This is a genomic window from Micromonospora zhanjiangensis, assembly GCF_042650605.1.
Taxonomy (GTDB): Bacteria; Actinomycetota; Actinomycetes; order Mycobacteriales; family Micromonosporaceae; genus Micromonospora_J; species Micromonospora_J zhanjiangensis.
Map to the genome: position 1 here is coordinate 308996 of NZ_JBHSBN010000002.1, position 12073 is coordinate 321068.

At 70.7% G+C, this 12073-nt stretch carries 14 protein-coding genes; 7 read left to right on the forward strand and 7 right to left on the reverse strand.

Annotated elements, in window-relative coordinates:
* Window positions 1–40: 40 nt before the first annotated feature.
* The 5 genes from ACFOX0_RS04530 to ACFOX0_RS04550 all read right to left on the reverse strand — a co-directional run bounded on the left by ACFOX0_RS04530 (window position 41) and on the right by ACFOX0_RS04550 (window position 3987).
* Window positions 41–613, reverse strand: coding sequence for a hypothetical protein (locus ACFOX0_RS04530; RefSeq protein ID WP_377542209.1), 573 nt, complete (start codon window positions 611–613; stop codon window positions 41–43).
* 73 nt (window positions 614–686) lie between these two features.
* Window positions 687–1982 (reverse strand): hypothetical protein, encoded by a 1296-nt coding sequence (locus ACFOX0_RS04535; RefSeq protein WP_377542210.1) that lies wholly within the window; start codon window positions 1980–1982, stop codon window positions 687–689.
* On the reverse strand, window positions 1979–2725 hold the full coding sequence (locus ACFOX0_RS04540; RefSeq protein WP_377542212.1) for an ATP-binding cassette domain-containing protein: 747 nt from the start codon (window positions 2723–2725) through the stop codon (window positions 1979–1981). The genes ACFOX0_RS04535 and ACFOX0_RS04540 overlap by 4 nt, the downstream gene beginning before the upstream one ends.
* An 84-nt stretch (window positions 2726–2809) precedes the next feature.
* The gene (locus ACFOX0_RS04545) at window positions 2810–3166 is read right to left on the reverse strand and encodes a hypothetical protein (protein ID WP_377542213.1); all 357 of its coding nucleotides are present in this window, start codon (window positions 3164–3166) and stop codon (window positions 2810–2812) included.
* 257 nt (window positions 3167–3423) lie between these two features.
* Window positions 3424–3987 (reverse strand): GNAT family N-acetyltransferase, encoded by a 564-nt coding sequence (locus ACFOX0_RS04550; protein WP_377542214.1) that lies wholly within the window; start codon window positions 3985–3987, stop codon window positions 3424–3426.
* On the opposite strand from ACFOX0_RS04550, the gene ACFOX0_RS04555 reads away from it, so the two are divergent.
* Window positions 3986–5329, forward strand: a complete 1344-nt coding sequence (locus tag ACFOX0_RS04555) for a glycosyltransferase 87 family protein (protein ID WP_377542216.1) — start codon at window positions 3986–3988, stop codon at window positions 5327–5329. The two genes, ACFOX0_RS04550 and ACFOX0_RS04555, sit on opposite strands and share 2 nt — an antisense overlap.
* Here the strand turns inward: ACFOX0_RS04555 and ACFOX0_RS04560 are convergent.
* Window positions 5222–5776, reverse strand: a complete 555-nt coding sequence (locus ACFOX0_RS04560; protein ID WP_377542217.1) for a GNAT family N-acetyltransferase — start codon at window positions 5774–5776, stop codon at window positions 5222–5224. The two genes, ACFOX0_RS04555 and ACFOX0_RS04560, sit on opposite strands and share 108 nt — an antisense overlap.
* A 93-nt stretch (window positions 5777–5869) precedes the next feature.
* On the opposite strand from ACFOX0_RS04560, the gene ACFOX0_RS04565 reads away from it, so the two are divergent.
* The 6 genes from ACFOX0_RS04565 (at window position 5870) to ACFOX0_RS04590 (ending at window position 11861) form a co-directional block, all read left to right on the forward strand.
* On the forward strand, window positions 5870–7099 hold the full coding sequence (locus ACFOX0_RS04565; RefSeq protein WP_377542218.1) for a winged helix-turn-helix domain-containing protein: 1230 nt from the start codon (window positions 5870–5872) through the stop codon (window positions 7097–7099).
* A 52-nt stretch (window positions 7100–7151) separates the two neighbouring features.
* The gene (locus tag ACFOX0_RS04570; protein ID WP_377542219.1) at window positions 7152–7787 is read left to right on the forward strand and encodes a DUF2752 domain-containing protein; all 636 of its coding nucleotides are present in this window, start codon (window positions 7152–7154) and stop codon (window positions 7785–7787) included.
* Window positions 7788–7888: 101 nt separating this feature from the next.
* A complete protein-coding gene (gene thyX, locus ACFOX0_RS04575; RefSeq protein ID WP_377542220.1) occupies window positions 7889–8641 on the forward strand; it encodes an FAD-dependent thymidylate synthase in 753 nt (250 codons plus the stop codon).
* A gap of 47 nt (window positions 8642–8688) precedes the next feature.
* On the forward strand, window positions 8689–9606 hold the full coding sequence (gene dapA, locus ACFOX0_RS04580) for a 4-hydroxy-tetrahydrodipicolinate synthase (RefSeq protein ID WP_377542221.1): 918 nt from the start codon (window positions 8689–8691) through the stop codon (window positions 9604–9606).
* Between the two features lie 31 nt (window positions 9607–9637).
* On the forward strand, window positions 9638–11326 hold the full coding sequence (locus ACFOX0_RS04585; protein WP_377542222.1) for a ribonuclease J: 1689 nt from the start codon (window positions 9638–9640) through the stop codon (window positions 11324–11326).
* A gap of 103 nt (window positions 11327–11429) precedes the next feature.
* Window positions 11430–11861 carry a DUF2784 domain-containing protein gene (locus ACFOX0_RS04590; protein WP_377542224.1) on the forward strand — a complete coding sequence of 144 codons (432 nt, stop codon included), beginning with the start codon at window positions 11430–11432 and terminating at the stop codon, window positions 11859–11861.
* Window positions 11862–11868: 7 nt separating this feature from the next.
* Here ACFOX0_RS04590 and ACFOX0_RS04595 read toward each other — a convergent pair whose 3' ends face one another.
* Window positions 11869–12012, reverse strand: coding sequence for a hypothetical protein (locus ACFOX0_RS04595; protein ID WP_377542225.1), 144 nt, complete (start codon window positions 12010–12012; stop codon window positions 11869–11871).
* Window positions 12013–12073: the final 61 nt, after the last annotated feature.

The window sequence follows — 12073 nt, forward strand, 5'->3', positions numbered from 1 at the left end:
CCGCCGGCCCGGATCCGAACAGGGACCGGCGGGACGGCGGCTATCTGCGGCGACGCGGCATCACGAACGCCCAGAACCGACGACGCCAAGGGGTAGCCGCGTAGGCGGTCAAGCCGGCGGCGAGGAGCGCGATGCTGAGCACGAGGCTGGGTAGGTCGTCATGCGGGCGTGCGCTGAACTCCCACCACTGGTAACGCTCGTGTCCGCTGTATCCCCAGTACCAGAGCACGACGGCGACGGCCGACGGCAGCGCCCAGGCCAGCCGCCAACCGAGCGCCGCGCCGGCGACCAGCGCGAGTCCGAACCAGGCGACCCACGATCGGGCGATGATCACGACCACCGACGGGTGCAGCACGATCGCGCACAAGGCCAGATACGTCACGGCGCACACACCACTCAGGCCCGCGAGGTAGCGCCGTTGCATGGACCGCAATCGTCGGGTAGCGACCAGTTCGAGGTCGGCGAGAGGACTGGAAAGCGCGAGAACGGGCAGCGAGGCCGCACCCATCGCGGTCATGCGCCACAGGGGGATGGTGGCTTTTCCCTCCTCGACGGCCGTAGGAATCGGTGTCCGGACCAGACCGAACCAGGCAACCAGTACGCCCAGGAGCACGGTGGTGAGCAGGACACTCCGGACGGGCCGTACGGCGAGGAACAGCCGCAGTGGGCTTATCAGCGTTGATATGTCAGTGGCTCGGCTTGCAGTAACGTCCACGGAGGTAGCGCGCCTCTTTCTCTGCCCATTGGAACTGAACGTCATGAGAGGGGCCGGCTGCGACCATGCGCCCGTTCGCCCACGCCTGCTGCATCTCGTCGGGAGCGTTGGTGTGGTAGTCGGGTTGGCCGCCGCCGGCAAGATAGGCCTCAAGCCATGCGCCGAGGGCCGAGAGCCGAGCCTGATCCGCCGTGTTGATCTCCGACCAATTGCAAGCCTGGAAATCCTGGAAACCGAACGTCTTGCTGGTCATCGCGTTTCCGATGTCTCCAGCATAGGACCATACGCTTCCCTCAATGATGCTGAAAGATGGTTCTGTGCTCTGCTCGTTGAGTTGTATTACTCCATTAGAATCAATGGAATACGTCTTCTGAAGGCCGGATTCGTTGATGGTCCTCGGTCGTACGAAGGTTGCCGGAAGCTGGTTGATGCGTGCGTTGATGGCCCGTAACTGTGGAAGATACTTCTCGTGCTCGGGCCAGACGCACAGGCGGGGGGTGCCTCCGACGCAGACCGCTCGGTCGCCCGGTGGCTGTCGGTTGGCGACAGTGGTCGTGGTAACCATGATCGTGAAAAGCGCCAGAGCAATCGGGGCCAGCGCCGCAGCTCGCCGTCGACGCCGCTCACGCGCTGCTGGAACGGGTATCCAGAGCATCACGAGTAGCAGGACAATGACCAGACCCAGCCGCAGGGCCAAAGGCAATGGATCGACTGCCACCTCGGGTCGACCGGACACCACCACGAAGCCGACCCGATCCAGCAGCGCGGTCAGGAAGAGATATCCCAACGAGGCCGCGCAAGCGGCGAACACTGGACTGAGTAGAAGTCCGCACCCCCATCCCAGTGCGACTGCCAGGAAGATCGGAAACAGCCCGAGCAGGACATAGCCCAACCAGATGTGCACTCCCGGCGGGAACGTCCGAGCTGTCACCGTAAAGGCCACGGACTGACCGACCAGGTACGGAAACAGCAGAATGATGAGGGTCGAGCCGAGTCGCCCCGCCTCAAGGCGGGAGCGGTGTACCCGCGCCGCGCTGATCTGCTCCTCAAGTCCGTGTCGTCTCGCGGATCCCGCCGCCCAAGCGGCCGCGCCGGCGCCGATGACACCGAGGAGGTACGCCGGCACCTGCCCGGCCGCGCCGGTCTCCGGCCAGGAGCCGATCCAATAACGGTTACGCAGAAACAACGCGGCCACATCGATGGCGACAAGCACCGGTAGCGCCCAGCGGATCGGAGAGTTCCGTACGTGTAACCACAGCGCGCTCACAGTTGCTGTTCCCCCTCGGGCAGCAGGTGCATGTACGCCCGCTCGAGCTGGGAGTGCCCTGGAAGGTCGTCGCACCCCAGGGCTTCGAGTTCGGTGACCGTGCCGTCGAAGCGGACCGTCCCGCTGTGCATCACGATCACGCGGTCGCAGATCGCGCCGACATCGTCGATGAGATGGGTGCTGAGCACCACGACGGCCTCACCAAGTCCCGACACGATCTTTCGGAACTGCAGCCGTTGGCGTGGGTCCAGCCCGACGGTCGGTTCGTCCAGGAGCACCAGCCGGGGCCGCCCGACGATCGCCCAGGCGATGCCGGCGCGCCTGCGCATACCTCCGGAGACGCTCTTCATCCTGGACCGCCGCCTGTCGACCAGGTCGACCATCTCCAGAGCGTCGCTGACCGACCGGCGCCACTGCCGCGGCGCGATGCCGCGCATCCACGCCGCATAGGTCACGAAGTCGTCGACCGTCATCCGGGGGTCGTAACCGAAGTCCTGCGGGAGGTAGCCGATACGATCCCGAACCTGGCGCGCCGATCGTTCGTCGTGGATCTCGACGTCGTCGATGCTGATCCGGCCGTTCCGTGGCGGCATGACGGTCGCCAAGGTGCGGAGCAGGGTCGTTTTCCCAGCTCCATTGGGGCCGAGAAGGGCCGTGATCCCGGGCTTCAACGTCATGTCGAGGCCTTCGATGACAGCCGACGTGCCGTAGCCCTGGGCTACCGCGTCAAGCACGACACTCATGGGTGCACTCTCTCACTTCATGGACACGAGGTGAAGGAGCGCGGCCGTTGGCCGCGCTCCCTCACCGCTCGTTGCAGGCTGTTGTCAGTAGACGGTGATCCAGCCGTTGCTGGCGCTGAATGTGCAGTCCGAGCCGTTGACGGTGCTCGTGCTGCCCTTAGCGCGGCCAACGGTGAGAGTTCTGCCCCCTTGCGCGGAGCAGGTGATGCCCGACTCGTAAGTCTCGGTCCATTTCGCGCCGGGAGCGGGGCACTTCTGCGCCCAGGCGGTGTTCCACCACTGGGTGTAGCAGTTACCCACCGTGTCCGACGTTCCCGCAGCGAATGCGGGACTCGTCGCGATCGCGCCGGTGGCACCGGCGGCGAGTAGGCCGAGTACCGCCACCCGCGTTGCCCTCTTGCTGACGGAACGTTTTTGCCTCGATCGTTCGGGGGTGTTCATAAAACCTCCGGTGGCTGAACCTGGTCGAGGAGTCCCGACGTTTCTGCGGAACGCCATCCCCGTCATGGTGCAGATGACAATAGCGGTCGATCAATGGGGAGGGCAACAGTAAATCGAAATTTACTTCCTCAATTCGGAATCCGCGACCGCTCGCGTTGACCTTCGGGCACCGGATTCTCGCGAATTAACATTCAAGAGACACAATGTTCGTATTTATCATCTGGCTGTGAGGTCTTCGGTCGCGCCGCGGGCCGGTCTCAGGGTGCCAGCGAGACGTGCAGGCGCAGCTGGGGGACCAGCATGTCGTCGACGTCCAGGGCCCGGGCCGCCCCGTCCGGCTCCCAGCCGGTCTGGCCGAGGAACTTCCGGCTGGCCGGGTCGCCGTCGTACACCCAGGCGATCGCGGTGTCGAACCCGTCCTCGCGCCACAGGTCGACGCTGGCCGCGAGCAGCCGGCTGCCGTGCCCCCGCCGGCCCCACCGCGGCTCGACCAGCAGGTCGGTCACCGCCACCGTCCCCGCGCCCAGCGCGTCGGCCGGCTCGTCCGGGGCCAGGGCCTGTTCGTCGGGCGGGCCGGATGCGGCAAATCCCACCAGATACGATTGTTCGGCCTGCTCGACCGCGACCAGCACCCGGTGCCGGTCCGAGGGCGCGGCCTCGATCGCGGCGCTCCACCGCCGGCCGAGCCACGCCTCGTCCAGCCGGTCGAGTACGTGTCCGGGCAGCAGCCGGCGATAGGCGACCCGCCAGGTCGTGAGCTGGATGCGTGCGATCTCGCCGGCGTCATCGGGACGCGCCGGGCGGACGTACCCGAGAGCCATGCAGGTGAGCCTAGGAGGCGAGGGAGACGTGGTGTCGCAGGGGGGCCTTGGCCGGACCCGCAACCAGGTCCTGTTCGTGGCCGCGTTGGCCGTCGCGGTGGCCGTGTTCCTGGCCGTCGCCGCCGCCCGGCACGGCTTCTTCGACCTCAAGGTGTACGCCGGCGCACTGCGCTACTGGGCGCGCGGCGGCGGCGAGATCTACGACTACGTCAAGCCCTGGTCCACCTACGGCTTCACCTACCCGCCGTTCGCGGCGTTCACGATGCTGCCGATGGCGTACCTGCCGTGGCTGGTCTCGATCGTGGTCAGCGTGACCGCCACCGTGGTGGTCAGCGTGCTGCTGCTGTGGTGGCTGGTCGACCCGCTGGCCCGCCGGCAGGGCTGGACCCGCTGGTTCGCGCTGGCCGTCGCGGTCTGCCTGGCGGCGGCCTTCGAACCGATGCGCGAGACGGTGAACTTCGGCCAGGTCAACATGCTGCTGCTGTTCCTCGTCGCGGCCGACCTGCTCTGGCTGGTCGCCGACCGGACCCCCACCGGGCGGCCGGTGCCCGCGACATACCGGCGGTTCGCCGGCGTGGGGATCGGGCTGGCCACCGCGATCAAGCTCACGCCGGGGATCTTCATCGTCTACCTGCTGGTCACCCGGCGGTGGCGGGCCGCGGCGGTGGCCAGCGGTACGGCCGCCGCCGCCACCCTGCTCGCCGCCGCGGCGGCACCGGACGCCTCCCGGGAGTTCTGGACCGAGGCGCTGTGGAACACCGACCGGGTGGGCTCGCTGGCGTACATCTCCAACCAGTCGTTGCAGGGCCTGGTGGCCCGGCTCGACCCGACCCACCCGAGCACCGTCGCGTGGCTGGCCGCGGTGCTGGCCACGCTGGCCGTCTGGGCCTGGCGCAGCCGGGTCGCGGTGGCCGCCGGCGACGAGCCGGCCGGGCTGGCCCTGACCGGGGTGGTGGGTTGTCTGGTCAGCCCGGTCACCTGGGTGCACCATCTGGTCTGGCTGATCCCGGCGCTGGTGCTGCTGGTGCACAACGCCTTCGACGCACCCGCCGGCAGCCTGCGCCGACGCGGGCTGCTCGGCTTCGCGGTGGTCAGCTACGGCGTCCTGATCAGCCGGCTGGTCTGGTACTGGGAAGGGCGCAGTCAGGTCACCACGCTAGTCGGTTTCGTCGGCGCGAACGCCTACGTCTGGATCAGCCTGGCCCTGCTGGTCGGCCTGCCGGTGCGGAACCGGTCACAGCTCGTCGAGGCGGGCGGCGAGGCGGATCTCCGCCAGCCCGACCGGGGGACGTCCGCCGGACAGCTGAATCTCGTAGGTCGACCGCTCACCGTCGGCGCGTAACCCGGCCCGCTCGTAGAACCGGCGGGCCCGGGCGTTGTCGGCCAGCACCCAGAGCCGCACGTCGGCGCAGCCGTGCCCGCGCAGTCCGGCCAGCGCCCCGGCCAGGAGGCTCCGGCCGACGCCGGTGCCCCACCGGGCCGGCTCCACGTACATGCTGAGCACCTCGCCGCGGCCCAACACCAGGTCGTCCGGGTCCTGCTGGTTGCGATACGGGCCGAAGGTGACGAAGCCGGTCACCGCGCCGTCGTCCTCGGCGACCAGGGTGGTGAACGGATGGTCGCCGGCGGCGGTGTCCAGGTCCCGCCGGCGCTGGGCCCAGACCGCCGGGTTGAGCCGGGCCAGCACCTCCTCCGGCACGATCCCGGCGTAGCCGAACCGCCAACCGCGTACGTGCACCGCCGCGACCGCGTCGGCGTCGTCCACGGTCTCCCGCCGGATCACCCTCACCGACCTTTTCTAACCGTCCGTCCGGTCCGGGTCCAGCAGCCCCGCCGGAGCCCGCCGGACGCCTGTCGTACCCGTCGGATAGCGTGCCGGCCGATGGCTGCGTTGGAGGAACTTTCGCTCGCCCAGGCCCGGCGGATCGCGTTGGCCGCACAGGGCTTCGCCGACCCCGCGCCCACCGGGGTGCCCACCCTGCGCCACCTGCGCCGGGTGCTCGACCGGATCGGCCTGCTCCAGGTGGACTCGGTAAACGTCCTGCAACGCGCGCACTATCTGCCGCTCTACAGCCGACTCGGGCCGTATCCCACCGACCTGCTCGACCGGGCGGCCTACCGGCGGCCGCGGGCGCTGTTCGAGTACTGGGCGCACGAGGCGTCGCTGGTCCCGGTGCGGCTGCATCCGGCGCTGCGCTGGCGGATGGCGGCGGCCCGGGAGAAGGCCTGGGGCAACATGCGGCGGATCGCCGCCGAGCAACCGGAGCTGGTCGCCTGGGTCCGCGACGAGGTGGCCGCGAACGGGCCGTTGACCGCCGCCGAGATCGAGCACGACGCGCCCCGGCAGACCGGACACTGGGGGTGGAACTGGTCGGTCGTCAAGCAGGCGTTGGAGTTTCTCTTCTGGTCCGGCGAGGTCGTCGCCGCGAGCCGGAGCAATTCCTTCGCCCGCCGGTACGACCTGCCCGAGCGGGTGCTGCCGGCCGCGGTGCTGGACACGCCCACCCCGGCCGACCCGGACGCCCACCGCGACCTGGTCCGGGTCGCGGCCCGGGCGTTGGGGGTGGCCGCCGAGGTCGAGCTGCGCGACTACTTCCGGCTGCCGGTGGCCGCCGCCCGCCGGGCCGTCGCCGAACTGGTCGAGGCGGGCGAGCTCACCCCGGTCCGGGTCCGCGGCTGGAAGCCACCGGCCTACCTGCACGTCGACGCCCGGCTGCCGCGCCGGATCCGGGCCAGCACGCTGGTCAGCCCGTTCGACCCGCTGGTCTGGGAGCGGTCCCGCACCGAGCGGCTGTTCGGCTTCAGCTACCGGATCGAGATCTACGTACCGGCGCCGCAGCGGGTGTACGGCTACTACGTCCTGCCGTTCCTGCACGGTGACCGGCTCGCCGCCCGGGTCGACCTGAAGGCGGACCGCAAGACGGGCGTCCTGCTGATACCGGCCGCCTGGATCGAGCCCGACGCCGACCCGGGGGAGACCGCGGTGGCCCTCGCCGCCGAGTTGCACCGGCTGGCCGGCTGGCTCGGTCTCGGCGCGGTGGCCCCGCCGGCGGGAGGTGACCTGGCCGGACCGCTGGCCGCCGCCCTGACGAGCCTGGCCGGTGTACGTTGAGACCGGCGATCGACGACACGGCGCACCTGTCGGACGGGGTGGAGCGGGAGAGATGACGAACCTCAGTGGGCCACCGGCCGGCCCGGAGACCGCGGTCCAGGCCGGGCCGGACCCCGCGTCCCCGGCCGGAGCGGACACCGCGCCGCAGGCCGGCCCGGACAGCCCCGCAACCGCGGCCGGGTGGCCCGCCGGTGGGCCGGCCGACTGGCCCGCCGGGATGCCGCCGTACGTGCCGGTCCAGGAGAGCCGGCTGACCCGGTTCGCCACCCGGTTGTACGCCCGCCTGCCCCGCTGGGCGGCGCCGCTGGCCGCGCTCGGCGTGATGGGTGCCGCGGTCGGCTTCACGCTGCTGACCGACCCGACCACCAGCGCCCCCGACGATCCGCCCACCTGCCTGCTCAAGCTCACCACCGGCCTGGACTGTCCGGGCTGCGGCGGCACCCGAGCGATGTGGTACATCCTGCACGGCGATCTGGCGGACGCGGCCCGGCACCACATCATCTGGGTCTTCGTGCTGCCGTTCCTGCTCTACCTCTACCTCACCTGGGCGGTACGCCAGGCGTTCGGCTGGCGGCTGCCGCAACTGAAGGTCACCCCGCTGATGCTCGGTGTCGTGCTGGCCGTCTGGTTCAGCTTCTCGGTGCTGCGTAACCTGCCCTGGGCCCCGTTCACCGCCCTGTACGTCTGACCCGTCGGCGGCGGCCAACCGAACGGAGCGGACGTGGCACGGGCCGCAGAACCGGGGTGGCGGTGCTGCCCGGGCGACCGGCGGCCACTACAGTCCCAGGAATGCCGGAAATCGTGCCGCCGCAGGTCAAGCTGATCGCCTGGACCCATTTCGAGGCGCCCGAGGACGTACCCTGGTCGACCGACGCCGAGGGCGGCCAGGCGCTCGCCGAGTTCGCCGGCCGGGCCTGCTACCAGTCCTGGCGTAAGCCGAACCCGGCCACCGCCACCAACGCCGGCTACCTGGCGAACATCCTGGAGGTCGGGCACTTCTCCGTGCTGGAGCACGGCAGCGTGACCTTCTACTTCACCGGGGTGTCCCGCTCGTTCACCCACGAGCTGATCCGGCACCGGCACTTCTCCTACTCGCAGCTGTCCCAGCGGTACGTGCCGGAGCGGGACGCCGCGATGGTCGAGCCGGCGGTGATCGCCGACGACCCGGAACTGCACAAGAAGTTCGTCGAGGCCACCGAGGCCAGCGTGCGGGCGTACACCGAGTTACTGGAGGGGCTGGAGCGGCGGTTCTCCGACGTCGAGAACCCCACCCTGCGGCGCAAGCAGGCCCGGCAGGCGGCCCGCGCGGTGCTGCCCAACGCCACCGAGACCCGGATCGTGGTCACCGGCAACTACCGGGCCTGGCGGCACTTCGTCGCCCTGCGCGCCACCGAGCACGCCGACGTGGAGATCCGCGAGCTGGCGATCGAGTGCCTCCGCCAGCTCCAGCGGGTGGCGCCGAACGTCTTCGCCGACTTCGTGATCAGCACCCTGCCGGACGGTACGGAGATCGCCACCAGCCCGTACGCCGAGTTGTCCTGAGACCTTCCCCGGACGGCGCTCACCGGCCGTCCGCTAGGTTGTCTTTCATGACGCACGACCACCCTGACCGTGAGCCGCCCCGGCCGTTCGGGCGACTGCTGACCGCCATGGTCACCCCGTTCACCGCGGACGGCTCCCTCGACCTCGACGGCGCCGCGCGACTGGCCACGTACCTGGTCGACGAGCAGGCCAACGACGCGCTCGTGATCAGCGGCACCGGCGGTGAGTCGCCGACCACCACCGACGCGGAGAAGGAGCAGTTGCTCCGGGTCGTCGTCGAGGCCGTCGGCGACCGGGCCCGGGTGGTGGCGGGGGTCGGCACCAACGACACCCGGCACACGATCGAACTGGCCGCCGCCGCCGAGAAGGCGGGCGCGCACGGCCTGCTCGTGGTCACCCCGTACTACAACAAGCCACCCCAGGCCGGGTTGGTGCGGCACTTCACCGCCGTCGCCGACGCCGTCGGGCTGCCGGTCATGATCTACGACATCCCGCACCGGGCCGGCATCGCGATCGCCACCGACACCCTGGTCCGGCTGGCCGAGCACGAGCGGATCATCGCGGTGAAGGACGCCAAGGGCGACCCGGCCGCCACCTCCTTCGTGGCCGCCCGGACCGACCTGGCCGTCTACTCCGGCGAGGACGCGTCGACCCTGCCGTGGCTGGCCATCGGCGCGGTCGGCGTGGTGGGCACCTCCACCCACTTCACCGGCGTGCCGACCAAGAAAATGATCACCGCGTACGAGCGGGGGGACGTCGCGGCGGCGCTGGCGCTGCACCGGCGGCTGTTGCCGCTCTACACCGGCATCTTCCGCACCCAGGGCACCATCCTGGTCAAGGCCGGACTGGCGGCCGCCGGGCTGCCGGCCGGACCGGTCCGGCCGCCGCTGGTGGACGCCACCGAGGCCGAGCTGGCCCAGCTGCGTCGGGACTGCGCCGCCGCCGGGGTGGAACTGCCCGCATGAACCGGAACGACAAGAACGGGGCTTTCGCCGTATGACCGTGACGCACACCGAAGCCGAACGGCCCCCCGCGCTGCCCGAGGGCGGCCTGCGGATCATCCCGCTCGGCGGGCTGGGCGCCATCGGCCGCAACATGACCGTCTTCGAGTACGACGGCAAGCTGTTGGTGATCGACTGCGGGGTGCTCTTCCCCGACGTCGAACAGCCCGGGGTCGACCTGATCCTGCCCGACTTCGCGCCGATCCTGGACCGGCTGGCCGACGTGCAGGCGATCGTGCTGACCCACGGGCACGAGGACCACATCGGCGCGGTGCCCTACCTGCTGGCCCACAAGCCGGACATCCCGCTGGTCGGATCGCAGTTCACCCTCGCCCTGGTCGAGGCGAAGCTGGCCGAGCGCCGGATCGAGCCGTACACGCTGACGGTGAAGGAGGGCGGTCGGGAACGGCTCGGCCCGTTCGAGTGCGAGTTCTTCGCCGTCAACCACTCGATCCCGGACGCGCTGGCCGTGGCCGTCCGTACCCCGGCCGGGCTGGTGCTGCACACCGGCGACTTCAAGATGGACCAGTTGCCGCTGGACGGCCGGATCACCGACCTGGCCGGGTTCGCCCGGCTCGGCGCCGAGGGCGTCGACCTGCTGCTCTCCGACTCCACCAACGCCGAGATCCCCGGCTTCGTCACCCCGGAACGGGAGATCGGGCCGGTCCTCGACTCGATCTTCGCGAAGGCCACCGGCCGGATCATCGTGGCGTCGTTCGCCTCCCACGTGCACCGGGTGCAGCAGGTGCTGGACTCGGCGCAGGAGCACGGTCGCAAGGTCGCCCTGATCGGCCGGTCGATGGTCCGCAACATGGGCATCGCCCGCGACCTCGGCCTGCTGCGCATCCCGCCCGGCCTGGTGGTCGGCCTCGACGAGGCCACCACGCTGCCGCCGGAGGAGATCGTGCTGATGTCCACCGGTTCGCAGGGCGAGCCGATGAGCGCCCTGGGCCGGATGTCGACCGGTGACCACCGGCACATCACCATCGCCCCCGGCGACACGGTGGTGCTGGCCAGCTCGCTGGTGCCGGGGAACGAGACCTCGGTCTACCGGGTGATCAACCAGCTCTGCCGGGCCGGCGCCACGGTGATCCACAAGGACGTGGCCAAGGTGCACGTCTCCGGCCACGCCCCCGCCGGTGAGCTGCTCTACCTGCTCAACGTGGTCCGCCCGAGCAACCTGATGCCGGTGCACGGCGAATGGCGGCACCTGCGGGCGCACGCCCGGCTGGGCGTGGAGTCCGGGGTCGCCCCCGACCGGGTGGTGATCTGCGAGGACGGCGACGTGGTGGACCTGGTCGAGGGCCGGGCCAGCCTGGTCGGCCACGTCAAGAGCCGGTACGTCTACGTCGACGGGCTCGCCGTCGGCGACGTGGGGGAGTCGCTGCTCACCGAGCGGCGGATCCTCGGTGACGGCGGGTTCATCTCCGCCACCGTGGTGGTCGACTCGGTCACCGGCAAGGTGGTCGGCGGCCCGACCGTCTCGGCCAAGGGCTTCTCCGACGACCCGGGCGCGTTCAACCCGGTGATCCCGTTGATCACCGAGGCGCTCGGCCGGGCCGCGGCGGACGGCATCAGCGACCCGCACCAGCTGCAGCAGATCGTCCGCCGCACGGTGGGGCGCTGGGTCAACGACGCGTACCGCCGCCGGCCGATGATCGTGCCGACCGTGGTCGAGGTCTGACCCGACCGGCAGCCCGCGACGCGCGTCGGTCGGCCGGCCGACTGGGCCCGGGTACTCATCCGATCCCCTGCCGCCCCGCCTAGCCTGGGCGCGGGAGGATCGGATGGGCTACCGGCTGTTGACGACCGTGATCGTCGCACTGCACTTCGGATTCCTCGGTTACCTGCTGTTCGGCGGCTTCCTGGCCTGGCGGTGGCCGCGGACCGGCTGGGCGCACCTGGCCGCCGCCGGGTGGGGGATCGCCGTCGTCGTCGCCCGGCTGAACTGCCCGCTGACCTGGGCCGAGGCGTGGTCCCGGCAGCGGGCCGGCGAGCCGGCACCGACGTCCGGCTTCATCGCCCGGTACGTCGACGGGGTGCTCTACCCCGCCGGGTACACCGCGGTGGCCCAGGCGGTCGTGGTGCTGCTGGTCGCCGCCTCCTGGACCGGCCTCCTGCTGCGCCGCCGGGCGGCCCGCCGGATCCCGACCACCGACCAACGGAACGCACCGGTCGGAAAGCCGGCCGCCCGCCCGGTTGGCGGTGACCACTCGTAGGGCGCGGTCACGCGCCCGTGCGCGCGTCGGCCAGCGCGGTCGCCCGGTCGGGCAGTTCTCCGCCGGGTACCGCCGGTGCGGGCCGGTCGTCCCCGGCCGGCGGCGCAGTGCCGTCCGAGGTGCTCCCGGGACCGGGCGGCGGTACGGGCATCCGGCCTCCCCTCCGGCGAGGTGAAGATCACAAATGGGCACGTCGGCGCGCCGAGGCGGAC